The following is a 26870-nucleotide window of genomic DNA, read 5'->3' on the forward strand; positions in this document are numbered from 1 at the left end:
CGCGTACGGCAAGTACGGTCACGAGGTGGTCACCACCTTCATGCCCTCGGTGAGGCCGTCGCCGTTGACCTCGACCATCCCCTTGGCGAACATGCCGGTCGTGACGGCGACGAACCGGCCGTCGGCCAGTTGCAGGGCGTAGCCGCCCTCGCTGAGCGCCACCAGCGCGCCGACGGGGACGGCGAGGACGTCCGCCCGGGTCTCGCCGGCCAGGTCGACCTGCACGTCGGCGGCGTCGATGCCGGCCAGGTCTTCGTCCACGGTCACCGTGACGGCACGCTTCGACTCGGCGGTCCCCGCCGGGCCGTCCTCCTGCTGCACGGTGGTGCTGACGGCGGAGACCGAGCCGTCGGCGGTCTTGTCGTCCGGCAGCGTCACCGTCACCTGGTCACCCCGCTGGATCGTGCCGGCCTCGGTGACGTTGGCCAGCACGGTGATCACCTTGGCGGTGGGCGTGACGGTCAGCAACGGCGTGGCGGCGTCGTCCCCCCGCAACGCGGTGACGCCGTCCACCCGGACCGCGCCGGGCAGCACGGCGACGTCGCCGACCCCGATCCGGCCGGTCACCGGCAGCTCGGCGTCCTGCTGCCAGCGCTTGACCGCCCGGATCAGCGCCCCGGTCAGCACGCCCTCGCCCTTGCGGACGACGACCCGGGTCGAGCCGCCCGCCGCCTGACCGCCCGCCGTCGACGCGGGATCCGCCACCGGCTCGCCCTGCCCCGCCGCCGGATTCCCCGGCTTGGCAGGCGATTTCCCCGGTGCCGCCGGCCGGGTGACCGTCTCCCCCGCGCCGGGCTGGCGACCGATCTCGTAGCCCAGCGCCTTGAGGTTCGCCGCGACGATCCGCACGTCGCGGCCCACCGTGCCGGGTTCCGCCAGATCGCGGTAGAGCGGCATGCCGCCGTAGAACAGCGGCACCGGTTGGTCGTCGACCCGGTAGAGCTGCTTGCCCCGGCTGATCGTCGACCCGGCCTGCGGCAGCCAGGTGACGGTCCCGCTCCGGCCCCCCTTCACCGGTTCCGCCCGGCCGTATCCGAGGGTGCCGGTCAACGACACGGTGGCGGAGAGGTCGGTCCGGACGACGGCCACGGTCTCCACCGCGGCCGGCGGACCGGCCGAGGACCCGGGCGGGACACGGTGGACCGCCCAGACGACGCCGGCCCCGACGACCGACGTCGCCAGGACCAGCACGGCCGAGAGGATGCTCCGTCGACTGATGCGGCGTGGTGAGCTCTGCGCTGGTGGCTGTTCTATTGGCACGCCGAGAGCATGGCGACGGTTCTTCAGGAACCTGTCAGGATCTCGAGGACCAGCGCCCGCTGATCCGCTTCGCGATCTCATGGCGGGGCGGTCGTCGACATCCGGTCGACCTTTCCCGCATCAGCCGTTCGGCTGGTAATCGATCCGTTTTTCGGGTAGCATTCGATCCCTGAACTGGACGACATGACGCGGTGACCAGACCCGTGATCGTGACCTTGCGACAGTGCGCAGCCCGTCCGCGTGCTACGGCGACAAGCCGATTCGGAGCACTTCCGGTCGTACCGATCAGCGGGCACGTGCGGAAGGCCCACCATGCTCACCACAGCCGAACCGACGACCCGCCAGCAGCACGACCAGAGCACCAGGGCCGCCAGTGCCGACGATCTCCTGGCGGCGATGGCCGCGATGCCGGCCGACGACCCGCGCCGTCCGGCGCTGCGGGCACACGCCATCGAGGCATGGCTGCCGCTCGCCCGGCACCTGGCCCGTCGCTACTCGGGACGCGGGGTCCAGGACGAGGACCTGACCCAGACCGCGGCGGTCGGGCTGATCAAGGCGGTCGACCACTTCGACCCGACCCGGGGGGTCGCCTTCACCGGTTACGCCATCCCCACGGTGGTCGGTGAGATCAAGCGCTACTTCCGGGACCGCACCTGGTCGGTGCGGGTTCCTCGCCGTCTCCAGGAACTGCGCCTGGCCGTCAGCGAGGCGAACAGCACCCTCACCCACACGCTGGGGCGCTCGCCGACCGTCGCCGACGTGGCTGACTACCTGAACCTGCCGGAGGAGACCGTCCTGGAAGGGCTGGAGGGTGCCCGGGCCTACCGGGCGACCTCGCTGTCCACCCCCATCGGCACGGACAGTGGCATGGATCTCGCCGACACGCTGGGCGCCGACGACCACGACTTCGAGCTGGTCGAGATCCACGTCGCCCTCGGCCCCGCCTTGGCCACCCTGCCGGAACGCCAACGCCAGATCCTGGCCCTACGCTTCCACGGCAACCTGACCCAGGCGGAGATCGCCGACCGGATCGGCATCTCCCAGATGCACGTCTCCCGGCTCATCACCCGGGCGCTGGCCACGCTGCGCGGCCGGCTCACCGACGAGGGCTGAGCCCCGCGAGTACGGCGGGCAGCCACGGGTATCCGGTGCCCATGGCGCGGTACACGAAGCCCGAGCTGCGGGAGCAGCTGAAGGAAGAGATCCGGGCCGGCGACCGGGGCGGCCGGCCGGGGCAGTGGTCGGCACGCAAGTCGCAGCTGCTGACCAGGGAGTACCAGCAGCGCGGCGGCGGTTACCAGGGTCCCCGGGACGAGCGGCAGAAGTCCCTGCGGCGCTGGGGCGACCAGAAGTGGCGGACCAGGCAGGGCACCAGCCGGGCCCGCCACGACGGTGAGACCGACCGCTACCTGCCAGACCAGGCCTGGAAGCAGCTCTCCCCGCAGCAGCAGCGCGCCACCGACGCCAGGAAGCGCAGGGCGTCGACGTCCGGCCGGCAGTACGTCGCCAACACCGGGCCGGCCAGACGCGCACGCCGCACCGCCGCGTCGGCCGTCTCCCTCACCGAGTTGCCCGTCGCGGAGGCGACCCGGCACGTCCGTGACCTCGACACCGCCCAGCTCCGGGCCGCCCTGCGGGCGGAACGTCGGGGCAAGGGACGCAAGACGCTCATCCGACGGCTGGAGTCCGCCCTCGACCGTCGCTGAATCCGCCCGTGAGGCGACCGGCACCCGGAGTGCATATGCTCGGCGGGTGGAGGACAGCGAGCAGGCCGTGCTGGTCGAGATGCTGCAGTCGGCCGAGGACGCCGCTCCGGTCGAGGCGGTCGAGGCGGTCACCGGGGCCATCGCCTCGGCGTTGAACGCGTTCGGTGTCTCGTTGCTGATCGCCGATCTCAGCGGGCGGGCGCTGGTGCGGCTGACCCACCAACCGGCCACCGACGGCCCCGGCGGCCTCCAGGACGACGAGGTCGCCGAGGTGCTGCCCTTCGACGGCGGCCCCTACGAGCAGGCGATTCGACAGCAGGCCGCCCGGGTGCTGCCCGGTCCCGGCCGGTGGCGGCTGCTCGCACCCGTCACCGAACGCGGCGAGGCCATCGGTCTGCTGGAGATCGACCTGCCCGACGAGCCGGACGCCGAGGTGATCGACCGGGTCGCCCGTACCGCGCACGCGCTGGCGTTCGTGGTGATCGCCAACCGGCGGCACACCGACCTGTTCGAGTGGGGGCAGCGCAGCACTCCGTTCACCCTCTCCGCCGAGATCCAACGTCGACTGCTGCCCGCCTCGTTCACCTGCGAGGCCGGCGCGTTCACCCTCTCCGGTTGGCTGGAGCCGGCGGCGAGCGTCGGTGGGGACACCTTCGACTACAGCGTCGACCGGGACGTGCTGCACCTCGGGGTCACCGACGCGATGGGCCACGGGGTCGCCAGCGCGCTGACCGCCACCCTCGGGGTGGGCAGCCTGCGCAACACCCGTCGCCGTGGCCTGGGCCTGGTCGCCCAGGCCGAGGAGGCCAACCGGGCCATCGCCGAGCATGCCAACGTCCGTGGCGCGTACGTGACGGCCGTGCTGGGCCGCATCGACCTGCCGACCGGGCGCTGCGAACTGCTCAACGCCGGGCACATCCCGCCGATACTGGTCCGCGACGGCCGGGTCACGCCTGTGGAACTGCCCGGCAACTTTCCGCTGGGGATGTTCCCCGAGGCGAGCTTTCGCAGCGGCGAGATCCCCTTGCGGCCCGGTGACCGGCTGGTCGTGGTCACCGACGGGATGCGCGAACGCAACGCCGCCGACCTCGACCTGCCCGCCGCCCTGCTCGACATCGCGCACCTGCACCCCCGCGAGGCCGTCCGGGCCCTGTCCGACGCGGTGCTGGCCACCGCCGGGCCCCACCTGGCCGACGACGCCACCCTGATGATCGTCGACTGGTACGACAGCCACGGGCCGCGCCGCAGCAGCGCCGGGGCCGACACCAGCCGGGCCAGCGTCGCACCCCGGTGAGGACGTCTCACGACACCGGGGCGGCCTCCTCGGCGTCCCGCACGGTGTCGTAGATGCCGATGACCTGGTCCACCGAGGTGATCGAGAACACCGTGCGGACCGACCGACGGACCCCGGCCAGCCCGAGCCAGCCGTCGCGTTGTTGCAGGTCCCGGTAGGCGACCACGAGCGCGCCCAGGCCGCTGGAATCCATGAACCCCACCCCGGTCAGGTCGACCACCACGACCCGGGTGCCACCCTCCACCACCTCGCGTAACCGGTCCCGCAGCTGCGGTGTGGTGCTCATGTCCAGGTCACCGGCGACCTCCAGCACCGTGCCTGCGCCCTCCTGGCGGGTCGACATCGTGAACTCCACGTGAACCCCCTCTGATCTCGGCGTACCGGGCCTCGGGTCCGCAATACGTGTCACCCACGGTGCCAGAAACCGGCCGCGAGCGCTCGGCGACCGGCTGCCGGCGGACCGGCGCCGGCAGCGGGGCGGTGACTCGACGAGTGGCGCACGGACGGGGCCCGCGGCTCCTACGACTGTCGTGACCTGCGCGATCGCCTGAGGGTGAATGTGCAGGGCTTGTCGCGCAAACACGTACATAGCTCACATCAACCCCTTGACCAGCGATTGATCGTCGGTACGGTCCTTACTCACACGACGCCAATGTGGACGTCGTGGCTGGTCCTTCGATCGGAAGGCGATACATGACATCTCACTCGACCACCAGGACACGCCGGGGTCGACAGACCCTCGGCCTGGCAGCCGCGGGGTTGCTCCTGGTCGGCGCGATGCCCGGCACGGCGTCGGCGGCGGAGCCCGATCCGCGCGTCGGCCTCGGCGCGGGCTGGCTCGACGCACAGTCCGCGATCAGCAACCTGGAACAGGTGGCGCACCGCGACAAGCCAGCCGGATTCGTCGACCCGACAAACCCGGGTAACGGCGGATATTACAACTCGGACCTCGCCTTCGGCGGACGGTACGCCTTCCAGGGCAACTACAACGGGTTCACCATCACCGACGTCGCCGACCCGGCCGAGCCGACCCTGGTCACCAGCGTGGTGTGCCCCGGCGGGCAGGGTGACCTCTCCGTCCAGGGCAACCTGCTCTTCATGTCGGTCGAGGAGACCCGGGGACGGGTCGACTGCGGCACGAACCCCAACGTCGGCACCCGGTTCCAGGGCGTGCGGGTCTTCGACATCAGCGACGTGCGCAACCCGGTGCAGGTCGCGGGGGTGCAGCTCTGCAGGGGCTCGCACACCCACACGGTGGTGACCGACCCCCGGGACGCCGACAACGTCTACGTCTACGTCTCCGGTACGGCATCCGTGCGCCCGGCGACCACGATGGAGGGTTGCAACAACAACGCCGCCGACGGGGAGAACCCGTCGCGGTGGCGGATCGACGTCATCAAGGTGCCGGTGGCGGCCCCCCAGAACGCCGCCGTGGTCAACCAGCCGAGGCTGTTCCAGGACCCGGCCACGGGCCGGGTCGACGGCCTCCAGAACGGCCCGGTGACGCCCCGGCACCCGTCCGGGTCGACCTGGTCGCCCTCGCCGAACACCAACGCCTGCCACGACATCACCGCGTATCCGGAGATCGGGCTGGCGGCCGGCGCGTGCCAGGGCAACGGCATCCTGATCGACATCTCGGACCCGGCGAACCCGAAGCGGATCGACGAGGTGGCCGACCCGAACTTCGCGTACTGGCACTCGGCGACGTTCAACAACGACGGCACCAAGGTGATCTTCACCGACGAGTGGGGCGGGGGCAGCGGGGCCCGCTGCCGCGACACCGACCTGCCGCAGTGGGGCGCGAACGCCATCTTCGACATCGTCGACCGGAAGATGACCTTCGCCAGCTACTACAAGCTGCCGGTGCCCCAGTCGCTCCAGGAGAACTGCGTGGCGCACAACGGCTCGCTGATCCCCGTGCCCGGCCGCGACATCATGATGCAGGCCTGGTACCAGGGCGGCATCTCGGTGTTCGACTTCACCGACTCGACGCACCCGCGCGAGATCGCGTACTTCGACCGGGGTCCGGTCAACCCGAACTCGCTCGTGCTGGGTGGCTTCTGGTCGGCGTACTGGTACAACGGCAACCTCTACGGCAACGAGATCGCCCGCGGCCTCGACGTGTTCAAACTGACCCCCAGCGCACACCTGTCGGCGGCCGAGATCGAGGCTGCAGGCCAGGTGAAGCTGGCCGGGTTCAACGCCCAGGGGCAGCCGAAGATCAGCTGGACGCCGAGCTTCGCGCTCGCCCGCGCCTACCACGACCAGTTGGTCCGGGCCGACGCGATCGACCAGGCGTTGAGCGCGGAGGTCGACGCGGCCCTGCGCCGGGCCGGGGAGTTCGCGGCCGACGGCCGGCGGTACGCCGCCGAGACGCAACTGCGGACGCTTGCCGACACGCTCGACGCCGCACCGCACCGCACGCTCCGACAGGCCGTGGTGGACCTGGCGGACACCTTCAACCCCAGGGTCTCCGCCACGGTGGGCCCGGCCGAGCCGACCGGCAACAACGGCTGGTACACCGGTGACGTCACGCTCACCCTGACCGGCCTGATCGCCGGCATGTGGACCGGCCAGTACTCCGTCGACGACGGTGTCACCTGGGTGGACGTGCCGGCCAGCGGCGTCGCGACGATCAGCGCCGACGTCAGGGGCCCGGTGCGCTACCGGGCCGTCGACGGTGCCGGCAACACCTCCCGGCAGGGCAGCCAGTGGCTCAAGGTCGACCGGACCGCACCTGCCGTGCAGGTCTCCGGACTGACCGACGGGACGTCGTACGGTGACTCCGGCGCGGTGACGGTGGACTGGACGATCACCGACAGCGGCTCCGGGCCCGGCATCAACCCGGACAGCGCGCTGCTGGACGGCAAGCGGGTCGCCCGAGGGGCCACGGTCGTCCTGTCCGGCCTCCCGCTGGGCGGTCACACCCTGGTGGTGACCGCGAAGGACAAGGCCGGCAACACCACCACCCGGTCCGTCGCGTTCACCACCACGACGTCCTTCGCCGATCTCCAGGCGCTCGTCGACGGTTACCGGTCCGCCGGCACCGTCAGCGCGGGCAACGCCGACAGGCTGACGACCAGCCTCGGCAAGGCCGGCACAGCGGCCACCGGCGGCCAGCAGGCGGAGGCGGTCGGGCACCTGACCACCTTCGTCGACCAGGCCGGCGCGCTCAACGCCGCCGGCGCACGCAACCTGCTGGTCCGTGACGCGCGGGCGCTGATCGACCAGCTCGACGGGTAACCCGTCCGGTCCTGTCGGACCGGCGGACCGCACGGAACCGGGGCCTGCCCAGCATCTCCGGGCAGGCCCCGGTTCAGCCGAGCTTGGCCAGCATCTGCTGCATGCGCTGGATCTCGATGCCCTGGTCGGCGTTGACCTCGCGGGCGAACTGGTCGCTCGCCGGTTCCAGCCCGCCGCCGCCCGCGTACAGCTGCTCCACCATGGTCAGTGCCCCCTGGTGGTGGCGGATCATCGCGGTGAGGAAGAGCCTGTCGAACTCCGCGCCGCGCGCCTGCCTGAGCTGGTCGAGCTGCGCGGCGGTGAGCATCCCCGGCATGAGGGCGTCGTGCCCCGCGCCGCCGTGCGGGCCGGTGGTCGGTACGTTGCGCTCGGCGAGCCAGTTCCGCATCCGGGCGATCTCGTCGCCCTGCGACACCTCGATCCGCTTGGCGAGCAGCGTGACGTCCGGGCTGGTGGTCCGCCCGGCCAGCAGCGCGGTCATCGCCAGGGCCTGGGTGTGGTGCGGGATCATGCCCTGGACGAACAGGCTGTCGGCCGCGGTGAACCCGGGCGGTGAGACCTGCGACAGGTCGGTGCCGGACAGTTGCCGGCCCGGCTGGCCGGGTGCTCCGGGCTGCACCACATGCGACATCGGCGGCTGGTACGCCGGATCGTCCCGGCCCGCCCAGACGACCGCGCCCACCGCCGCACCGAGGACGGCCGTGGCGACCACACCTGACACGACCACGCGACGGGGCAGCGGCACGATTCACCTACCTGTCCGAGCTTGAGCTGCGCAGATTCCACCGGCATAGTGCCTCAACTCCGGCACCCCCACCAGCCCACGACCCGGTGGAATCAGGCCCACTCCGGGTCACTTTCGTTCATGCATCGAAAAGTTTCCCCGAATCGATCGAAAGTGCTAGCGTCTGCGATCAATCTTTGGTGTGACGTGTTCCATACCTACCCGCCATCGGAAGAAAGTGGCGCGGTCCCTCCCCGGCCGGGCCCACCACCACTGGAGGAAGCATGACCACCCCGCACCGGCGTCGCCGGCGTCGCAGACCCGGGCTCGTGGCCGCCGGCACCGCCCTGGCGACCGTGCTCGCCACCGCGTCCGTCACCCCGGCCACCGCCGCACCCGCCGCCGACGTCCCGCCACAGGAACCCGGCGTCACCCTGCGCACGTACGACATGGGCACCCCACTGTCGGCGCTGTGCACCCTCAAACCCGCGCAGACACCCAACGTCGACAAGCTGATGCCGCAGGTCAACTGGACCAGCACGGACGACTTCGGGCTCTCCGACCGGTTCGTCAGCCACGTCACCGGCAACCTCGCCGCACCTGTCGACGGCACCTACGCCTTCCGCCTGACCAGTGACGACGGCTCCCGGCTGACCGTCGGCGACACGGTCGTGGTCGACCACGACGGGCTGCACGGCGAGACCGCCAAGGAGGGGTCGGCCACCCTCACCGCCGGCCTGCACCCGTTGCGGATCGAGCACTTCGACGACGGCGGCGGCCAGGTGCTGCGGCTCGAATGGCGTCCGCCGGGGGCCGCCGACTTCACCCTGGTCCCGAACTCCGCGTTGAGCACCGACGCCGGGGTCGTCCGGGTCACCGCGCCGGGCTGGAAGTACTGCGAGGGGGCCACCGACTCGGCAGGTGACGGCCTGCCGCTCGACCGGACGCACCCCGGCTACACCCTCACCGACCTGCGCCCCGACGGGTTCCGACCGCAGGTCACCGGGATGGCGTTCCGCCCCGACGGCGGCCTGGTCCTGAGCACCTGGGGCGGCACCGACAACGCGACAGGCGAGATCTACCTGGTCGAGGGGGCCACCGGCGCGACCGGTCCCGGACAGGTCACCTACCGCAGGTTCGCCGACGGGCTGCGCGAGCCGCAGGGCGTCGCCGTGGTCGACGGCACCGTCTACGTCAGCCAGAAGCACGAGCTGACCGCGCTGCGCGACACCGACGGTGACGGCGTCGCCGACGACAGGCGTACGGTGGCCACCTGGCCGTGGGGCGGCAACTTCCACGAGTTCGCCTTCGGCCTGCTCTACCGGGACGGGTTCTTCCACCTCAACCTGTCGGTCGCGATCAACCAGGGTGGTGCCACCACCGTGCCGCAGCCCGCCCCCAACCGGGGCACCTCGATCAAGGTGAACGCCCGGACCGGCAAGATCACGTATGTGGCCGGTGGCCTGCGCACTCCGAACGGGATCGGCTGGGGGCCGCGCGGCGAGGTCCTCGTCACCGACAACCAGGGTGGTTGGCTGCCCGCGTCCAAGCTGGTCCAGATCCAGCAGGGGGCGTTCTTCAACCACTACACCAGCCCCGACGGGCCGTTCGACGACAAGCCGGTCACCCGGCCGATCGCCTGGCTTCCGCAGAACGAGATCGGCAACTCACCGTCCACTCCGGTGCTGCTGGCGCAGGGACCGTACGCCGGGCAGCTCGTCGTCGGCGACGTGACCTACGGGGGCCTGCAACGGGTCTACCTCGACGAGGTCGAGGGGCAGTACCAGGGGGCGGTGTTCCGGCACACCCAGGGCCTGGAGGCCGGCGTCAACGAGGTCGCCCTCGGCCCCGACGGCGCGCTCTACGTCGGCGGCGTGGGTGCCGGCGGCAACTGGGGGCAGGAGGGCAAGCTCAGCTACGGCCTGCAGAAGCTCACCCCCAACGGCACCTCGACGTTCGAGGTCAAGCAGATGCGGGCCACCGCAGGCGGGTTCGACCTGGAATACACCGAGCCGGTCTCGGCCGAGACCGCCGCGCGGCTCGCCGAGGCGTACCAGGTGACGCAGTGGCGCTACGGGGCGACCAGCCAGTACGGCGGTCCCAAGCTCGACCTGGAGAAGCTCACCGTGACCAAGGCGGTGCTGGCGGCCAACGGTCGCACCGTCCGGCTGCGGATCCCGGGCCTGAAGGAGAACCGGGTGGTGCACGTCCGCTCCCCGCGCCCGTTCTCCGCCGCCGACGGCGAGCAGCTGTGGAACACCGAGGCCTGGTACACGCTCAACGAGATCCCCGGCCGGGTGTCCCAGCCGCAGACCTTCTTCGAGGCCGAGGAGGGTCGTACCGTCGGCGTCGGCCTGGCCACCGACCACGCCGCCTACTCCGGTGCCGGCTTCGCCGCCGGGTTCGCCGACGACGGCTCGTCGACCCGGATCTCCGTGGACGTCCCCGAGGCCGGCAACCACGACCTGGCCATGCGCTACAGCAACGGCCCCAACCCGTTCTCCGGCCCGAAACAGCTCAGTCTCTATGTCAACGGCAAGCGGATCGAACAGACGGTCTTCCCCTCCACCGTCACCTGGGAGGAGTGGGGCACCGTCAGCACGAAGGCGCACCTGCGGCGGGGCCGCAACATCGTCGAATACCGTAAGGAGGGCGCGGACTCCGGGCACGTGAACCTCGACGTGCTCGCCGTCCGGCCGCGCGGTGAACGGATCACCCTGTTCGACGGCGGTGACCTCACCGAGTGGCAGCACACCGACGGGCGCGAACCGGAGTGGACGCTCGCCGGCAACACCATGACCGTACGCGGCGGCGACCTGCGCACCGTGCAGGCGTTCGGCGACTTCCGGCTGCACGTGGAGTTCAACCTGCCGCTCTACCCGCCGGAGGTGACCGGCCAGCAGCGCGCCAACAGCGGGGTCTACCTCCAGGACCGCTACGAGATCCAGGTGCTCGACTCGTTCGGCGTCGACCCGCCGCAGCACAACGACGCCGCCGCCATCTACACCCAGAAGGCGCCCGACGTGAACGCGGCCCGACCGCCGCAGACCTGGCAGACGTACGACATCGAATACCGTCAGGCCCGCTACGACGCGGCCGGCGTCAAGGTGGCGAACCCCCGGGTCACCGTGGTGTGGAACGGCGTCACGGTGCACGACGACGTGGAGATCCTGGGCCCGACCGGCGGCAGCCGGCCGGAGGGTCCGGCGGCCGGCGCGATCCGGCTCCAGGACCATGGCAACCCGGTCCAGTACCGCAAGATCTGGATCAAGCCACTCGACGGGTGACCCCCGCTGGAGACGCGGCCGGGACCGTTTCGGCGGCCCCGGCCGCGCCGTGCCGGCGGGCCGAGGTCCCTGCCGACGTACGTTCCTGCCGACGGTCCGCCACGTCGGCGGTCGCTCACGCTGGCCCACATCGCGGCCTAACCAGATTGCCGAACCTGATCGTCTTCCTTGCGTTACTAGGGGTCTCGGGGGTGCCGCAGGTGGTGGAGGTGGTCGGCCATACGTTGGGTGGCGGGGTGGTCGGGGTGGGCGCGGCGGTGGCGGGTGATGGTGTCGGTGAGGAGGGTGTGGGCGGCGTCGTGGTGGCCGAGGTCGTGCAGGACTAGCGCGGTGGTGGCCCGCACGGCGAGGGTGGGGTGCGCGTCGGGTCCGGCGGTGGTGGTGAGGTGGTCGGCGAGTTGCCGGTAGAGGCGGTAGGCGCGTTGGTGGTGTCCGGCCCGGTGGTGGGCGGTGGCGAGGGTGTGCGCGGCGCCCAGGGTGAGCGGGTCGGTGGGGCCGTGGAGGTGGGTGAAGCTGCGGTGGGCGTAGTCCGCCCAACGGATCGCGGCACGGCTGTGCAGGAGGGTGGCGAGGAGGTGTGCGGCGTCGGCGTGGTGGGTGCTGGTGGCGGTGGTGGCGGGATCGACGCCGGCGAGGATGCTCTGTAGGAGGTGGTGGGTGCGGGTGGGGTCGGTGGTGGCGAGTTGCCGGGCCACGCGCAACTCCTCGACCAGAGCATGCCGGGGTTGACCTGCAATGGTGGGCCAGGTGATGCGCAGGTCGGCGGGGCGCAGGCCGACGGTGATGCGGTTGACGAGCCGGTGAGCATGAGCAGCGGCGATGCCCGCCTGCTTGGGGTGGGTGAGGGCCGGTACGAGGTGCGCGGCGTGCCCCAGCACCACCTTCCCCACGGCCTGGGCGACAGCCACCGCGTTCAGTGGGGGGCGGCGGCATGGCGGCGGGCAGTCGTAGACGAGACCGGCGGCGGTGAAGGTTGCGGTCATGGGTTGTTGGCAGAACCGGCAGTGCAGCAGACCGTCCGGCAGCACCACCGGATCATCCCCAGCATCGGTGCGCGGCGTGGTGGGTGGGACTGCTGTGGTTGCTTGGGTGCGGGCTTTGGTGACCCAGGTTTGGAGGAGCCGGCGGTCGAGGTGGAGTTCCCGGGCGACGCTGCTGATCGGGCCACGCCGGCCGGTCGCGCGGGCGGCTTCGACCTGACGCACGGCGGCGGTCATGACATCGGAGGTGTACTTACGGGGCAAGGCCATCAGGAAGATCGGTCCCTCGGCAAGACGGATGGGCAGGGGGCGAGGTGAGGCCGGCGGGCCCGACCAGGGCGATGCGCCGGTTTGGTCGGGCTCGTGGACGCCGGCCGATGCGTCTGACCAGGCAGTCAGGGCTGCGGACGGCGGTCAGGGGGTGCTGATGCTGGCGGTTGGTGAGGACGCTGGTCGGGGGCGTGGGATCGATCTCGGGGTGCTGTCGGTGAGGTCGGCGACGAAGGCGTCGATCTGCCCTTGGGTGACGCCGGGCATACAGATGAGGTGACTGACGTCCGCGTCGGTAGCGAGCAGCCACTTCGCCCGTACCGGGGCGGGTGGGGTGGGCAGGACGACGGTGAAGGCGTGGGGGTGTCGCCAGGCGGGCCAGCCGGCGGCGGTGAGCTGGTCGACGGTGTACGCGGCGAGACGGCGGGCTTCGCTGACCCGCCACCGGTGCCCCTCCCGCCCATGCGTGGCGATGGCATGCCACAGCAGGGCGGCAGCCAGCCCACAGCGCGACCCGGTGACCGTCGAGTCGAGCGTCGCGGTGTAGGTGACCGGGGCGCCCTCGCGGCGGAGGCTGTCGCGGATGAGGACCACCCCACACGGCGTCGGCACCCCGAAGAACTTGTGCCCCGACACCGCGATGCTGCCAATGCCGCTGTCGTCGTCCAGGCGCAGCCGCCCGTCGAGGGCCAGGGGGATGCCGGACAGGGCCGCATCGACGTGCACATGCCGGCCCGGCACCTCGAAGGCGTCGAGGACGGCCCGGATACGGGTGGTGTCGTCTACCGCCTCGGTCATGGTGGTCCCGGCGGTGGCGACCACGATCGCCGGCCACCGCCGGTGCCGGCGCACCCCGACGGCGAGGTGGTCGTAGTCCATCTCCCCGTCCGCACCCGCCTGGACCACCACCCCGCGTGCGCCGAGCATCTCGACGATCTTCGGGATCGAGTAGTGCGCGGTAGTCGAGTAGTAGATCCGTGCCGTCGGAAGACGACGGCGGGCGGCGTGCAGGGCGGAGAGGTTGCCTTCGGTGCCGCCGGTGGTGACGTAGCCCCACCGGTCGTCGACCGGCATGGTCAGGGTGTCGGCGAGCCAAGCGATGACGGCTTGTTCGAGGACCCGGGTGTGGGCGGTCCCGCCGACGTCGGTCGGGTCGCCGATGTTGTTCCACAGCCGGCGGCCGAGGCGGGCCATCACCTCCCGATGGTCCAGGTCGACCGCGCCAGGGAAGCCGATGCTCGTCGGCGCGGCTGTGTCCGCATGGGTGACGAGGTGGTCGAGGACGGCGGTGATGTCGACCGGGGTACGGCTGAGGTCGGCGGCCTCGGCGAGACCACGCAGACGAGCGGGCACGGGGGTGTGGGTCATGCGCGGCGTCCGGTGAGGAGGTGCCCGGTGAGGGTGTGGTGCAGCATGGTCACCTGCCGCCAGGTGTCACGCGTGATGCTGTCGCCCTGGTCGGTGAGGTGTTCGTGGGGGTTGTAGTAGGTGACCCGGTCGGGGTCGAGGGGTTTGGTGCAGCGGACACCGTCCGCGCCGATCGGGGCATGGGGGTCACGGTCGACGTGCAGGACGGTGCCGTCGGTCAGCAGGACGAAACACTGACCCTTGAGGTCGAACACCGAACGGCGACGGTCATCGCCCGGGTGGCGCAGGGTCCGGGCGAGCTGCTGCCAACGCCCCTGGTCTGAGTCGAGGGTGGTCACCCCCACCCCGACGTAGACGGCCCCGGAAGGCAGGGTCATGTCGCCGCCGTTGACCATCGACCCCTGCGGGCCCAACGGATGCCACCACCGACCCGCCGACCCGGCCCGCGCAATGCTGTCCCCGACAACCTCGGTCAGGTCCGCCAGCAGGCGGGGCAGGTGCTGCGACTCCGGAGACGCCAGCCACAACCGGTAGGCGGTGTGCAGCTGGTAGCCGTGCGGCTGGGCCGCAGCTTCGGAGACGAAGAACAACATCACCCCGTGCGGGCCGAGCGCGTCACGCTGCCCGTACCGCTGGTCTGCTTCGATCATGTGTCCGGTGTTCAGGCGTTTCGCCCGGTAGACGACCTGCTGGCGCAGGTCGGCCCACCATCGGGCCTCGGCCGACACCCCGCTGTCGGGCTCCCCCTGCTGCGGGGGAGGTGACGGGGTGTGCTCGGGTGGGGCCGGGTGGACAGGGGTGTCCCGGCGGTACGGTCGCTCGTCGGGCATCCGGTAGTCCGGCGGGGGCGGCTGGACCAGGCTGAGACCCGGTGGGGGTTGGTGGTCTGCTGGTCGGCGGGGGCCGGGTGGTGGCGTCGGTCGTGGGGGTTCGGGTCGCCAGGCCGGGTCCAGCGGGTCACTGCTGTGGTGCCCCCGTGCCGCTGGTATGTGGACGGTGTAGGTCTTCATGGTCGGGTCTTCCTCGGGGGTCAGATGGAGATGTGGAGGGCGTCGGGTACGGCGTGGGTTTTCGGGGTGCCGTGGCCGATGCCGGCGTAGACCTCCGGCTGAGACCGCCGCAGGTGGGCGGCCCACACGCCGCCCGCAATGGCGGTGGCGACGAGGATCGCCGGAAGCAGCAGCGGATACGGCGACCCCGGTACGGCTCCGAGGAGGGAGCCGACGTTGCCGACCATCGCGACGAGGACCACCGACCCGCCGAGCACCCCCAACGCGGGTGCGACCTTCCACTGCCACATTCCGGCCCGTTCACCCCGCACTGCGGGTGGGGCGGCCAGTGCGGCGATCGAGGCGGCGAGGAGGAGGCAGAGCAAACCGAGCGCGCCGAGGGTGGACAGCCAGGTGAACGTCACCGCCACCGGATCAGTCCCGCTGACGGCGAACACCCCCACGACGAGGGCTGCCACCCCGGTTTGGCTGAGGGAGCCGCCGCGTGGGGCGCTGACCCGGGTCGTACTCCCGGTCTGGGCGAGACCGGTGGGGAGGACACCTTCACGGGCCATGGCAAACACGTAGCGGGCGATGACGTTGTGGAACGCCAGCATCGAGGTGACGATCGCGAACACGAGCACCAGCCCGGCGATGCCCACCCACATCCCGCCTGCGGCTTCGAGGATCGTGAAGGGCAGGCCGGAGGACGGGTCGGCAGCGCGGGTGGCGACAGTCTGCGGGCCGACGGCGACACCCATCGCCCACGCCGCAGCGGCATACACACCACCCAGGACGAGGACGGCGGTGATCGTGGCGCGGCCAATCGACCGGCGGTCGACGGCTTCCTCGACGAACGAGCCGGGGGCGTCGACGCCCATGAACGCGGCCACACACAACGCCACCGCCCCACCGATCCCCCCGACCCCCAGACCGGAGACGTCGAACCCCTCCCACGACACCGTCCCGTCGGACGGAGAACCGAGACCGGCGACGACGAACAGGCCGACGATCAGCAGCGACACCGCGAGGACCCCGCCGAGGACCCAGGTGGACAGGACGATCGCCCGCACCCCGAGCGCGCTGACAACAGCCCAGGCGATGCCGGCCCACACCCACCAGGTGCCGCCGAGCTGGGCGGCGAGGGTCGCCCCGAACAGCCCGTACAGGCTGGTCTGGATCGCCGTGTACGCGACCAGGGCGACCAGGCCGGCGGCGACACCCCAACTGCGGCTGAGACCGTGGGCGAGGATGCCGTAGTACGCCGCCGGATGACCGACCTGCCGGGCCAGCGCGGTGTAACCCACCATCAGCAGTGCCACCACTGCGGCGACCAGGATGAACGTCAACGGCAACGCCGTCACCCGGGTCGTGGCGTAGGTGGTGACGAGACCACCGGCGAGGACCACCATCGGCGCGGACGCCGCCGCACCGAAAATCGACAAGCCAGTCGGAGTCATCGTCCGCCGGGCGAGCGCCACCTGCACATACGGCGTCATCGCTGCCCCCACTGCAACGAGTCCGGGCACGACAACTTCCGGCAACCCCGCACCGGATGTGACACCACATCGCCGGCGCTCGCGGTGACCAGCAACACCGCCGTCGGACGCACCGGCCCACCCCGCCAGTAACCCCGATCCCGGTCCAACCGCCGCAACGCCACACCCGCACGCGGCGTGAACCCGAACAGGTCATGCGCACCGTCCGACCACTCCCGACGGATCGCATACCCCCACAGATCCACCCCCGCCCCTACCCCCGCGCCGTCCTCGCCGTCCGCGCTGTCGGGGGCGGTGGGCCGCGAGCGGACAGGAGCCAACCAGGGCGGCAACCACCAGCCCAGCTCACGCCGACGGGGCGGGAACATGACCACCGGACGATCGACAACAAACAACATGAAGCAAGCCCTCCTTCAGAGAACGGGTACACAGGGATGACCGGCGGGCCACACGGCCATCGCCAGCTGCTGATCGGGGTGGTGCCCTACCGGGCGTGGTCAGGGAAACGTGGTCAGGGAGAACGCGGCGGTGCGGGGATGAGCCGGCCGCGCGACACGGTCACGCCACGGCGCAGCCGGGCCCGAGGGGGAAGCCCGCCACACGACCGACCGCTGTCGGGGGTGGGCCGCCACATCCGCCACAGGGCGGGACCGTCCGGCTCCAGCAGGATCGGTGACCTCGGCTCGTATCCCAGCGCGGCCAACAGGCCCTCCCGGGGGCGGCCACCCGGGCACTCCGCGTACGCAGGAAGCCCTTCGGTGTCTAACACCCGGTGGTGGGCGGCCAGCAACGCCCGCGCGGTGTCGTCGTGGCCGGGGTGGGTGGCGAGGTGCGCGAGGTAGGCGTGCGGGACGTGCGGCACCACGGCATCGAGGTACGCGTGCCACAGGGCAAACCGGGACGCCTGCGAGCCGAGGACCCGGTGCAGGTCGTACATCCACACCGCCGACGGCACCGGCACCTCCCCACGCCGGAACCACACCGCCACCGCCGACCGGTCCCCGGTTGTGTCGACCTGGCCGTGCGCCAACCCCCACGACACGGCCAGCCGCGCATACCGGCGCAGCACCTGCGGACGATCTGTGGCGACCGGCACCAACCAGGCACCCACCGGGCCCACCGACAACGCCTGCACGACGAGGACCGACAACACGTCGAGATCCGCACCCGACGCCCGGCACACCACCGCCGACCGCGTCACGACACATCCCCCGCCCGGCGGTCCCCACCCTCGCCACCGGACGCCTCGCCGACCGTGGAAGTGCGTTGGCGGGATGCCCACAACGCCGCGTCGAAGGTGTGCCGGAACGTCACCGCCAGATGCAGATCACCCGGCTCCACCCCACCGATCGGCAACCACGCCCGTGCTTCCTCGACCAACTGCGGCGGCCCACACACCAACACCGCCTGCCCCGGTACGTAGTGGTACAACACCAGACCCACCAGGCCACCCTGCGCGGCCGGGTCGACATCCCCGTCGTCGGAGAACGCCAACACCACCGACAACCAGTCGCCATGCACCCGCCGCAGCATGGTCAACACCGCCGCGTCATACAGATCCCACAGGGTGCGGGAACCCACCACCAACGTCACCCGCCGCCGCACCGGCGACGCCGCGACCTGTTCCACCAACGCCCGCAACGGCGCCCACCCGGTACCCCCGGCAACCAGCAGTAGATCGGCGTCACCCGCCGGCAATGACAACCCCACCTCACACGCCGGCCCCAACCACAGCAACTCCCCCACCTCCACCTGCCCCACGAGCACAGGTGAGACGGCACCATTGGGAATGGCACGGATGTGGAACTCGACCGTCCCGTCCGGACGTGGCGCGTTCGCCGGAGACAACCACCGCCACTGGCCCGGCATCCGAGGCGAGCACACCGGCAGGGCGTCACCCGGGGTGTAACGCAGACGCCGCACCGGACGGACCGTCACCACCGCGACGTCGTCACACGCCGACACCACCGACTCCACCACACCGAACGTCACACTCGGGCCGTCACCCAGCATCCCTGCGGACTGCCCGGCCGAACGCCACACCCGAAGACAATCCTGCTCCCAGATGTGGGCCAACTCCGGCTTCCATGACTCCCCCGCGAACCGGCGCACCGTGTCCACCAGGGCCGCCGCGATCACCGCCCCGTGGTGCGGATGCAGGTCACACCGCCGATACCACCGGCCCAACACCACCAGACCCGCCCGACGGGCAGCAGGATCACCCCGACCAGCGATCGACTCCACCAACGTCGAGAAGAACAGCGGCGCAAGCCGCTCCGGAAGGAATCGCACATCCCGATCCACCATGACCGACCAGAAGTGCTCCGCCGCCCGCTCATGATCAGCGGAGATGATAGTCGGCACCTCTGTTGGACCAAACTCGCGCGTTCGACCATTGGCCGAGAGGAGCCATTTCATCCGGCGCATTCACCTTCTCCGCCCAGGGTCCACGCTCGGGGATTGCTAGCCATAGATCAACAATCCCCGAAGGGCGGAGCTCCGGGAAGGCCGACCTTCGGTCCCACCTCACGTACTGACCTACGGTCCGACCAGCACATGAACTGCTAAGGAATCGCAGACATGAACTTTACTGGGATCCACAAGAGCGCCGCGATACGCGAAGCTCGCCGGCGAGCAAGGAGATATGACACCCGAGCCAAGTTCAGGAAATCTCGCAGATGGGGGGTAGCGAGAGGATGGGGCGACGAAGTCGAACGCGCACGCCGCTACCGCCGGAAGCGATGTCGGCCAACTCGAAGCCGGGCGGGGTGAGGCACCATGCGGCTGCGAGATCAGCGGACGGTGAAGTTGCGTCTAGAGAGATCACGATCTCGTCGACGCAGTCGAGGCCCTCGCGGAGTTCGTCAGAGTGTTGGTCACCTATCAACAGGATGGACCGAGAGCCAGCGGCATAGCAGGTTGACAGCCACTCGCGAAGATCACTGGTCGGGTCGGTGGGTATCGTGAAGTGTGCGGAGGCGTGGCCACCGGGGGTGCCCTCCTCTATCGGGCCTCCGCCAAAAACGAGGTCTGCCGTCATACGCAGGTCGTTTGTCAGCCGCTCATCGGCCGCGACGCTGTCCTTGCCATCCGAGGCGTAGGCCCATGTCAGGTAGGGCCGGCGGCGCCGGGTAGCGACGAGCCAGGGCCCGAGGACTATAAGGGTCTCGTCGGGGATCACGTTCGTCTCGACGTCGACGCCGTGAGCGGTCAGGACGGCGGCACCCCCGTCGCCCCGGGATGTGGGATCGATAATGCTGATAACGACTCGGGCTATGCCAGCATTAATGAGTTCTTGGCGGCAGGCCGGAGTGACGCCGATGTGGTTGCATGGTTCGAGCGTGACGACGGCTGTGCCCCCTCGCGCTGCGCTCCCAGCTGCGCGCAGGGCGTTGACCTCGGCATGTGCTTCTCCCTTACGCCGGTGATACCCCGTGCCTACAACATCGCCGTGGCGATCGAGGACGACGCAGCCGACAGGCGGGTTCGGACTCGTGGTGCCAAGACCGAATGATGACAGTGTGATCGCGTACCGCATCGCGGCCAACTCTGATGCGGATGCCATCAGGAAGCCTCCTTGAGTTCATCGAGGAAGGCACGGACGTGCGGGAGTTGCTGGTGCACGCGAATGATGGTGCCGAGTTGGGCGAGTCCATCAAGGACTCGCCGTGCTCCCGCCCGACGGGCGATGCGCAAAGCACGATGTGCCGTCGCGGCGGCCAAGTCGGGCTGGCTGGCTGCGGCATGGGCGGCGGCCTTGGTCAAGAGGGCGGATGCGAAGTCTTGACGATGCCGCGATGGGATCGTCGGAAGAGCTTCGTCCAGCACAGCGATCGCCTCCGTTGGACGCTGCGCCAACCGAAGGCATGCGCCCCGGTGCACCTCGATGTAACCGCTGGTGCAGTAGGAGCCGTGCTCCCCCTCAGGCTTGCCTGGACGACGGTCTGCTGCCCAGTTATGCGCGTCGTCGAGCAGACGCATGGCCGCGTGGTGCTCGCCCGTACCCGCCAGGGCGTGCGCGTGCTGAACCCGCAGTGCCGCTCGCATCGGTCCAGGCAGCTTCTGGTCGTAGCGCAACGCCGCTTCGGCCTGCTCAACTGCTCGGGTAAATCGCCCAGCGGCCAGTTTCTGCTGACTGCTGCGGTAGATGGCCCAAGCAGTCATCGCGGGGTCGGCGATCTGCCGTGCCCAGAAGAGTGCTTGCTGGGCCCAGCGCTGGCCTGCGTAGTGGTCATTGAGGGACTGGTTGAGCCAAGCAGCAGACTCGGCGTACTGGGCAGCGAGCCGAACCGCCGCAGGCCGCAGGGTCTCAGGTACCTCATGCAGAAGCGCCTCGATCGTCGCGAGTTGCCTACTGACCCCCATCAAGGCATACTCCGGCCCGAACGTCTTGTCGTTCTGAACCAGAAGATGCCACTCCTCGCGCAGCAAGTGGATCGTCTCGTCCCAACTGCCTGGTCGAGCTTCGAGCTGCCCGTCGACGATGTGCGCCCCATCGCTCCTTCGCGGACTGTAGAGATCAATATCCGCATCGGTGGCGGCATCGAGCACCTTGCGCAGGGCAGCCCTTCGTGCTGCGCTGGGCCAACGATGCTCGCCGCGCTCCAACTTGCCAATCCAACGAAAGTCGACGTAGTGGGCGGTAACGTCACGGCCCGAGTAAATGGCGTCAAGCGTCGCGTTGACTGCGTCAGCCAGCTCACTCCGGGACATACACTGGCCGGGACGCATCGGTGACGGCAACCGTTTCCGGGCAGCGGTGAGCACGGTGTTCGGCGCGATCACCGTGTCCGGATGACGAGGCACCCTCTCTCCTCTCGGTCCAGCTTGCCGGGCCCTGCCGACTATGCCACCGGCTGTATAGATCAGCCACCTGCGATACAGCACAGGTCTGGAAACAACACGGCTGAGTTTAAGGACGTCAGTGTCCTGCCGAGAGTGCCGACACCCGTCTGTCGTACGGCAAGGCCAACCACACCCCGGACGAAGCGGCGGACACCTTCGTCTCAGTCCTGCGCGCGATGGGCACCAACGGTGCAGCCGAAAGCACCACGCTGCCGCATACCGGTCCGGATGCCGATACTGGTGAGGACAGCCACCACAGCTCGGACTCGGATGGTGACGTGCGACGGCGAGACTTTCTGCGCAGCGCTGCGGTCAGCGTCGCCGGTGCCCCCGGCGTCGCGCCGGTGCTCGACGCGCTCGTCTCGCTCCGGCAACCACCGGCCACGGTGTTGTCCGTGCAGCAGCTCTCCCGCAAGGTGGCCACCGTCAAACACGACTACCAGGCATGCCGGTACGAGCGCGTCCTCGATCAGCTCGTCACGCTGCTACCCGCCCTCGAGCCCGCAACGGTCGACGCGGAAAGCGGGCATCAGATGCAGGTCAACGTCCTCGCCGCCGAGCTGTACCACGTCGTCGGTAGCGTCCTGCTCAAGCTGGGCGACCGTGGGATGGCCCTGATCGCCGCCGAGCGGAGCACCCGCGCCGCCGCGACGAGCCAGGACCCGGTGGCGGTCGCCGCGAGCGCACGGATCATGACCCACGCTCTGATGAGCAACCACCACGACGACCAGGCGGTAACCCTCGCCGCAGACGCGGCCGGCGTACTCGACCGGGACACCCGCCTCGCATCGACCGACGCGGTCGCCGTGTACGGCTCCCTCGTCCTACGCGGTGCCGTCGCCGCAGCCCGCCGCGACGACCGGGACACCGCACACACCATGCTCGACGAAGCGACCCGCGCCGCGACCCGACTCGGCTATGACGGCAACGACCGGTGGACCGGCTTCGGTGCCACCAACGTCCTGCTGCACCGGGTCAACATCGCCCTCACCCTCGGCGACGCCGGCACCGCCATCGACATCGCCCGCACCGTGCCCCTGGAAAAGGTGACCCTCGCCGAACGCAAAGCCACGCTGCACGTCGATGTGGCCCGCGCCTACACCCAGTGGGGACGCCACGAACAGGGCCTCAACGCCCTCCGCACCGCATACGAGGTCGCACCCGAAGAGATCCGCTGCCGCCCAGCAGTCCACCGCCTCACCAACGACCTCACCCGCCTCACCACGGGCCCGATACGCGCAGCCGTCGTCAACTTCACCCAGACCGCCGGAATCCCCCAATGACAGGCAACCACCTCCAGATCGTCGTCTGCGCCGCCGGCCCCGCACCCGACGTCACCACCCTGATTAACACCGCACACCAGCAGTCCTGGACCGCAGCGGTCACCGCCACACCCGACGCAACCAGCTTCATCGACATACCGGCCATCGAAAAGCTGACCGGCACTCCCGTGCGATCCGACTACCGCGCAGCTCCGGGCACCCGCCGCTCGCTACCCACCACCGATGCACTGGTCGTCGCACCCGCGACCTATAACTCCATCAACAAGATCGCCCTCGGCCTCGCCGACAACTACGCCATGACCACCATCGCCGAACTCATCGGACGACACATACCCACCGTCATTGTCCCCTTCGTCAACACCGCCCTCGCCACACGACTCCCCTTCCGCCACGCCGTAGCCAGCCTCCGCGCCGAAGGGCTACACATCATGCTCGGCCCGGAACACGGCTGGGAGCCACACCCGCCCGGTGGCGGCAACGACCGGCAGAGCGACTTTCCCTGGACAACCGCGTTCGAGATCGCGGCCCGGCATGCTGCCTAATCGATGAAAAGCGCCGAGGCGAACGGGTGCGGGGGTGGGAAAGCCCGCAGCAGCACCAAACGCGCCTTGCCGTCGAACTGCGGTCAGCCGACGTCTTCCGCGACAGGTTCCGACTCAACCCCCGCGTCGTACGCGGATGAAGCCAGGCGAAGGCCGCCGAGAAATGGAACCAGCGCTTGCCCAACTCACATCGGTCACGCCCACCACCCTACGGACGCCCCACACCCCACCCTTCCCCGCGCGACGGGGAACTACGCTGAGCAAGTATCAAGTACACGAACAAGAAGACGCCTACCGACGGCGAACGTAGCTGTTGATCAATGCGACCAGAGCCGGCAGAACTATCGACGGGCGCGCCCCGACGCGACACGGCGGCGGGCCGCAGGCCCACCCTTGACCAAGTAAAGAAATCCCAAACACACGTACGCGAATATTCCTGACCTCATTCTGACGCCGACACTACAGACGGCAACCCGCAAAAATCGACTTCACTATAGGAAGACTGTGCAATGCATAACGGGCCAGTTCGGGAGCGACGGCCTTATGGATGAGGCGGTCGGTGGCGACGTCGTGCGCGAAGTGGTGAAATGCGTCGACCACTGGCAAGAAGCGCAGATCCTCCAGGTCATCGGCATCGATCGTAGGCTTTTCGCGTGCCGCCTGCTCGAAGACGCGGATGACACCCCGCCACGATCGATATCGCGCCTCAACTAACTCGCTGCGGGCATTGAGTCCGAGCAGGTCGATGGTCTCGCGGCCCTGGGGCGTGAGGTCGATAAACTGCCCGGTACTGGCGAGGGTCATGTGGTCGGCGGAGTCGTCCACGCTAGGGTCCAGCAGCAGCGGATGCCCGGTCAGGTCGACCGGGAAACGCTCCTTCTTTGCCTGCTGATTGCAATAGCCGCAGGCGAGGATGTGGTTTTTCCATTCGAAGGTTCGCGCAGGATCGCGGGCAATCGGCACGAAATGGTCGACGTCCGTGCCGCGGCTTTCGTAGCAGTACATGCAGAATGAAGGTCGCGCACACATTCGTAGAAGCTGAGCCTTGAGCTGTCGGCGGGTACCGGTTGCGGCGCTCCAACTCGCGCGAGCCGTCTTTTGAGGGGTTGCGCTGGCCACAATCTGCGCGGTTTTGTCGATTAGGCGCTCTGAGATCTGCACGGGAAGCGGCCGACGCGCGATCGGGATCAAACGTCGTCCCCCAACACGTCACGCACCCGGCTCCCGGGCGACGGCGACAGAGCCTCGGACAACTCCGTCAGCCTGGCGAGATCTTCTGGGCTTGCCTGACCGCGAATGGCGAGCCGCTCCAGTCGGGTCAGCGCACTTCGCAGCTCGTCAACGCGTTCGGAGTACGGTGAGTCCAATCCGAATAGCTCCGTCAAAACAGCATCGTCACCACTTCCATTCACGACACGCCGGAAGAGTTCCTCGTTGGCGATACGCGGTGGGAACAATTCCTCCGGCCCTGGAAGCTGAATCAGGCCACCCGGCGACGCACTCTGACAAATATACGGGCTATGGCTTGTGACAATGAACTGAATGAATGGGAAATGCTCCAGCAGCCATGGCGCGATACGTTTTTGCCAGGAAACGTGAAGATGGACGTCGATCTCGTCAATGAGTACGACTCCCGACGTGAAGATGACCGCCTGACCTTCTTCACCCCACTCAATCTTCCCGTCGAAGCATTCGTTTATTTGGCGCACGATATCGGTTACCAGTGCCGTGACGGTGCGGTAGCCGTCGCTCATCTCGTCGATTCGGACGGGCATTCCGGACTCCTTGGTAATCCACAGACCGTCCGGATCGACCCTATCAACCAAATAGCCGTCGGGAAACAGGCCGTCGTTAAGAAGCCCGATGACACGCTCCTCCAACTCCGCATAACCGGCACGCCCGGATCTGGCGCGATAGTTGACCTGCTGAAGCCACTGCACCGTCTCGGCGAGTGAGGCTTCCTCTCGGAACAGAGTTATGAAGCGTGCCGCTGTCCAGTCTCCGGCCATCAGGCGTGCGACCTCGCCGCTCGTGCCGGCCAAGCGCCGGAATGGCCCGTAGCCCGCGGCGAACCAGCCAGTCGGTTTCGGAGACCAGAGCGATCGCTCGGCCATCTTGCCGCCTCGACCGCGGCGTGTGTCGGCCTGAGGCCGCGCTCGCGCACCTTCAGTCCGTTCCCATTTCAGTGCAGCGGCGAAGGAGTCCGCAGGTCGGCCCGCGCCCAGGTTGACCTCGAAGGAGTCTCGTACGATCTCTGCGCTGACCGTTGCCATTGTCTGTCCATGACTGATCCAGTCCCGATCGCCCTCCGTCAAGCTGTTCGCTACCTCGGGACCGGCCAGCGCAGTTGCGGCGGCACGAAGGAGGGTTGTTTTACCTGACCCATTGCGGCCAGCGATAACGCAGAATCCCCGATAGCGCTTGAAAAGATCTTTATCGTCGGTGTTCCGCTCAAAGCGGAGGTCGACAGCGCGAGACCCCTGGAAGCCTCGCACTCCCTGGATGCGCAGGCGCTGTAAGTACACCGACAGTCCTCCACCAATCTACGGTCCGTGCTTAGTCGATAGCGCTGATCGCTGCGAGCAGTCTACTGCTGTAGCCGGGAGCGGGTCATCGTCTCGGTGCTCCGGTGGACTGCTCCTTGGCTAGAGGTGTTGGCTCGCACAGGTCTCACCCGACATCAGACACTGAGAGTCGCTTGACACATGCATCAACGACCTCCCGCAGTTGGTCACCACCAAATCCTCTCCGGCTGCCTGGAACCTCTCGGCTTTGGCGGACGGTTCGCGTACCCGATCACGCGACCTCCGGGTGCCCGCGCGCCGTCGATGTTCGTGAGGGAGTCGCCACTCAGTACGCATCGGGCTGGCGGCTCGCCTACTGCGTACGCAGCTTGCCGGATCGGTTCCGGGCTGGGCTACTGCTGCCGTCTCTGGTGACCCGTGGCGTGCCTTCGGCAGCGTCAGGTACACCCGTTCGCCGTTATCGATTGGGGATGCCGCCTCCGTGTCACACGTCGAGAAGATCACCGGTGAACTCCGCGCCCTGACGGCCGGCGTCGAGCGGGCCCAGGGGTTGACGGCCGCCGCCCACCTTCAGGCGCAGGAGATCGCGCTGCGGGCCACCACCGCCGGCTTCCTCGTCGTCGCCGCAGCGTCGCCCGGGCCCGCACCGCGCTCACCGACGTCCAGGGCGGCCTGCCTGGGAAGACTCGAAGGGTCGACCGGTGAGGCGACGAAAGCCGTCACCCCCGTACCCCAGCAGGCCACCCCGCAGAAGACGATCGCCGCACTGACGCCCGTGCAGAGCGCCGTCGGCACCGCCCGCGACTCGGCAGGCAGCGCCATCACCCGGATCGGTGAGACACAACAACTCCGTCACCACGATCCTCCACGGTGGACAATCCGGACCCCTGCTACAGGCCCTGGACGGCATCAAGCAGGTGCTGATGCAGGTTGTCGCCCGCACCAGCGGCGCACGAAAGGCCATCGAGACGGCGATCGCCGAGGCACAACGGGTGGGATCAACGGGAAACTGACCGGGGCTGGAGGCCACCCACCGCCCAGCCCCAGCCCCAGCC

Annotated in this window: 23 protein-coding genes; 8 read left to right on the forward strand and 15 right to left on the reverse strand. The window is 69.3% G+C overall.

Annotation, left to right across the window (positions count from 1 at the left end):
• Window positions 1–18: 18 nt before the first annotated feature.
• On the reverse strand, window positions 19–1191 hold the full coding sequence (locus tag OHQ87_RS21485) for an efflux RND transporter periplasmic adaptor subunit (RefSeq protein ID WP_328340513.1): 1173 nt from the start codon (window positions 1189–1191) through the stop codon (window positions 19–21).
• Between the two features lie 381 nt (window positions 1192–1572).
• Between OHQ87_RS21485 and OHQ87_RS21490 the strand changes: the two genes are divergently transcribed.
• The 3 genes from OHQ87_RS21490 to OHQ87_RS21500 are packed head-to-tail and all read left to right on the forward strand — an operon-like array spanning window position 1573 to window position 4260.
• Complete coding sequence (locus OHQ87_RS21490) at window positions 1573–2373, forward strand: SigB/SigF/SigG family RNA polymerase sigma factor (RefSeq protein WP_328340515.1); 801 nt, start codon at window positions 1573–1575, stop codon at window positions 2371–2373.
• Window positions 2374–2414: 41 nt separating this feature from the next.
• Window positions 2415–2966 (forward strand): hypothetical protein, encoded by a 552-nt coding sequence (locus OHQ87_RS21495; RefSeq protein ID WP_328340517.1) that lies wholly within the window; start codon window positions 2415–2417, stop codon window positions 2964–2966.
• Window positions 2967–3012: 46 nt separating this feature from the next.
• The gene (locus OHQ87_RS21500; RefSeq protein WP_328340519.1) at window positions 3013–4260 is read left to right on the forward strand and encodes a PP2C family protein-serine/threonine phosphatase; all 1248 of its coding nucleotides are present in this window, start codon (window positions 3013–3015) and stop codon (window positions 4258–4260) included.
• A gap of 7 nt (window positions 4261–4267) precedes the next feature.
• Here OHQ87_RS21500 and OHQ87_RS21505 read toward each other — a convergent pair whose 3' ends face one another.
• Window positions 4268–4603, reverse strand: a complete 336-nt coding sequence (locus tag OHQ87_RS21505; protein WP_328340521.1) for an STAS domain-containing protein — start codon at window positions 4601–4603, stop codon at window positions 4268–4270.
• Between the two features lie 350 nt (window positions 4604–4953).
• Here OHQ87_RS21505 and OHQ87_RS21510 point away from each other — a divergent pair, with 350 nt between their 5' ends.
• On the forward strand, window positions 4954–7503 hold the full coding sequence (locus tag OHQ87_RS21510; RefSeq protein WP_328340523.1) for an FIMAH domain-containing protein: 2550 nt from the start codon (window positions 4954–4956) through the stop codon (window positions 7501–7503).
• A 73-nt stretch (window positions 7504–7576) separates the two neighbouring features.
• On the opposite strand, the gene OHQ87_RS21515 is transcribed toward OHQ87_RS21510, so the two are convergent.
• Entirely contained in the window at window positions 7577–8248 is a 672-nt protein-coding gene (locus OHQ87_RS21515) for a DUF305 domain-containing protein (RefSeq protein WP_328340525.1), read from the reverse strand.
• A gap of 263 nt (window positions 8249–8511) precedes the next feature.
• Here OHQ87_RS21515 and OHQ87_RS21520 point away from each other — a divergent pair, with 263 nt between their 5' ends.
• Window positions 8512–11514, forward strand: coding sequence for a family 16 glycoside hydrolase (locus tag OHQ87_RS21520; RefSeq protein WP_328340526.1), 3003 nt, complete (start codon window positions 8512–8514; stop codon window positions 11512–11514).
• Between the two features lie 176 nt (window positions 11515–11690).
• Here the strand turns inward: OHQ87_RS21520 and OHQ87_RS21525 are convergent, their stop codons facing one another.
• The 9 genes from OHQ87_RS21525 to OHQ87_RS21565 form a co-directional block, all read right to left on the reverse strand.
• Window positions 11691–12764 (reverse strand): tetratricopeptide repeat protein, encoded by a 1074-nt coding sequence (locus OHQ87_RS21525; protein WP_328340527.1) that lies wholly within the window; start codon window positions 12762–12764, stop codon window positions 11691–11693.
• 144 nt (window positions 12765–12908) lie between these two features.
• The gene (locus OHQ87_RS21530; protein ID WP_328340528.1) at window positions 12909–14132 is read right to left on the reverse strand and encodes a histidine decarboxylase; all 1224 of its coding nucleotides are present in this window, start codon (window positions 14130–14132) and stop codon (window positions 12909–12911) included.
• Window positions 14129–14962 (reverse strand): hypothetical protein, encoded by an 834-nt coding sequence (locus OHQ87_RS21535; RefSeq protein ID WP_328340530.1) that lies wholly within the window; start codon window positions 14960–14962, stop codon window positions 14129–14131. Before OHQ87_RS21535 ends, OHQ87_RS21530 begins: the two co-directional genes overlap by 4 nt.
• Window positions 14963–15162: 200 nt before the next feature.
• Complete coding sequence (locus tag OHQ87_RS21540) at window positions 15163–16620, reverse strand: APC family permease (protein WP_328340532.1); 1458 nt, start codon at window positions 16618–16620, stop codon at window positions 15163–15165.
• Window positions 16617–17018 (reverse strand): hypothetical protein, encoded by a 402-nt coding sequence (locus OHQ87_RS21545; protein WP_328340534.1) that lies wholly within the window; start codon window positions 17016–17018, stop codon window positions 16617–16619. Before OHQ87_RS21545 ends, OHQ87_RS21540 begins: the two co-directional genes overlap by 4 nt.
• Window positions 17019–17131: 113 nt before the next feature.
• A complete protein-coding gene (locus OHQ87_RS21550) occupies window positions 17132–17821 on the reverse strand; it encodes an N-acetyltransferase (protein WP_328340535.1) in 690 nt (229 codons plus the stop codon).
• Entirely contained in the window at window positions 17818–18912 is a 1095-nt protein-coding gene (locus OHQ87_RS21555; protein WP_328340537.1) for an FAD-binding oxidoreductase, read from the reverse strand. Before OHQ87_RS21555 ends, OHQ87_RS21550 begins: the two co-directional genes overlap by 4 nt.
• Window positions 18913–19282: 370 nt before the next feature.
• Window positions 19283–20185 (reverse strand): bifunctional diaminohydroxyphosphoribosylaminopyrimidine deaminase/5-amino-6-(5-phosphoribosylamino)uracil reductase RibD, encoded by a 903-nt coding sequence (gene ribD, locus OHQ87_RS21560; protein WP_328340539.1) that lies wholly within the window; start codon window positions 20183–20185, stop codon window positions 19283–19285.
• Window positions 20185–21426: a hypothetical protein gene (locus OHQ87_RS21565; protein ID WP_328340541.1), complete on the reverse strand. Its 1242-nt coding sequence runs from the start codon at window positions 21424–21426 to the stop codon at window positions 20185–20187. The genes ribD and OHQ87_RS21565 overlap by 1 nt, the downstream gene beginning before the upstream one ends.
• Window positions 21427–21572: 146 nt before the next feature.
• Here OHQ87_RS21565 and OHQ87_RS21570 point away from each other — a divergent pair, with 146 nt between their 5' ends.
• Together OHQ87_RS21570 and OHQ87_RS21575 are read left to right on the forward strand one after the other, a co-directional pair.
• Complete coding sequence (locus tag OHQ87_RS21570; RefSeq protein ID WP_328348945.1) at window positions 21573–22748, forward strand: hypothetical protein; 1176 nt, start codon at window positions 21573–21575, stop codon at window positions 22746–22748.
• On the forward strand, window positions 22745–23290 hold the full coding sequence (locus OHQ87_RS21575) for a flavoprotein (protein ID WP_328340542.1): 546 nt from the start codon (window positions 22745–22747) through the stop codon (window positions 23288–23290). Before OHQ87_RS21570 ends, OHQ87_RS21575 begins: the two co-directional genes overlap by 4 nt.
• A 459-nt stretch (window positions 23291–23749) precedes the next feature.
• Here the strand turns inward: OHQ87_RS21575 and OHQ87_RS21580 are convergent, their stop codons facing one another.
• From OHQ87_RS21580 to OHQ87_RS31440, 3 genes are all read right to left on the reverse strand, one after another.
• The gene (locus OHQ87_RS21580; protein ID WP_328340543.1) at window positions 23750–24295 is read right to left on the reverse strand and encodes a hypothetical protein; all 546 of its coding nucleotides are present in this window, start codon (window positions 24293–24295) and stop codon (window positions 23750–23752) included.
• 182 nt (window positions 24296–24477) lie between these two features.
• Window positions 24478–25815: an AAA family ATPase gene (locus OHQ87_RS21585; RefSeq protein ID WP_328340545.1), complete on the reverse strand. Its 1338-nt coding sequence runs from the start codon at window positions 25813–25815 to the stop codon at window positions 24478–24480.
• Window positions 25816–26385: 570 nt separating this feature from the next.
• On the reverse strand, window positions 26386–26637 hold the full coding sequence (locus OHQ87_RS31440) for a hypothetical protein (RefSeq protein WP_442930585.1): 252 nt from the start codon (window positions 26635–26637) through the stop codon (window positions 26386–26388).
• Window positions 26638–26648: 11 nt separating this feature from the next.
• On the opposite strand from OHQ87_RS31440, the gene OHQ87_RS31445 reads away from it, so the two are divergent.
• Window positions 26649–26828, forward strand: a complete 180-nt coding sequence (locus tag OHQ87_RS31445; RefSeq protein ID WP_442930586.1) for a DUF6244 family protein — start codon at window positions 26649–26651, stop codon at window positions 26826–26828.
• The last annotated feature ends 42 nt before the right edge of the window (window positions 26829–26870 follow it).

The organism is Micromonospora sp. NBC_00421, from assembly GCF_036017915.1.
Lineage (GTDB): Bacteria > Actinomycetota > Actinomycetes > Mycobacteriales > Micromonosporaceae > Micromonospora.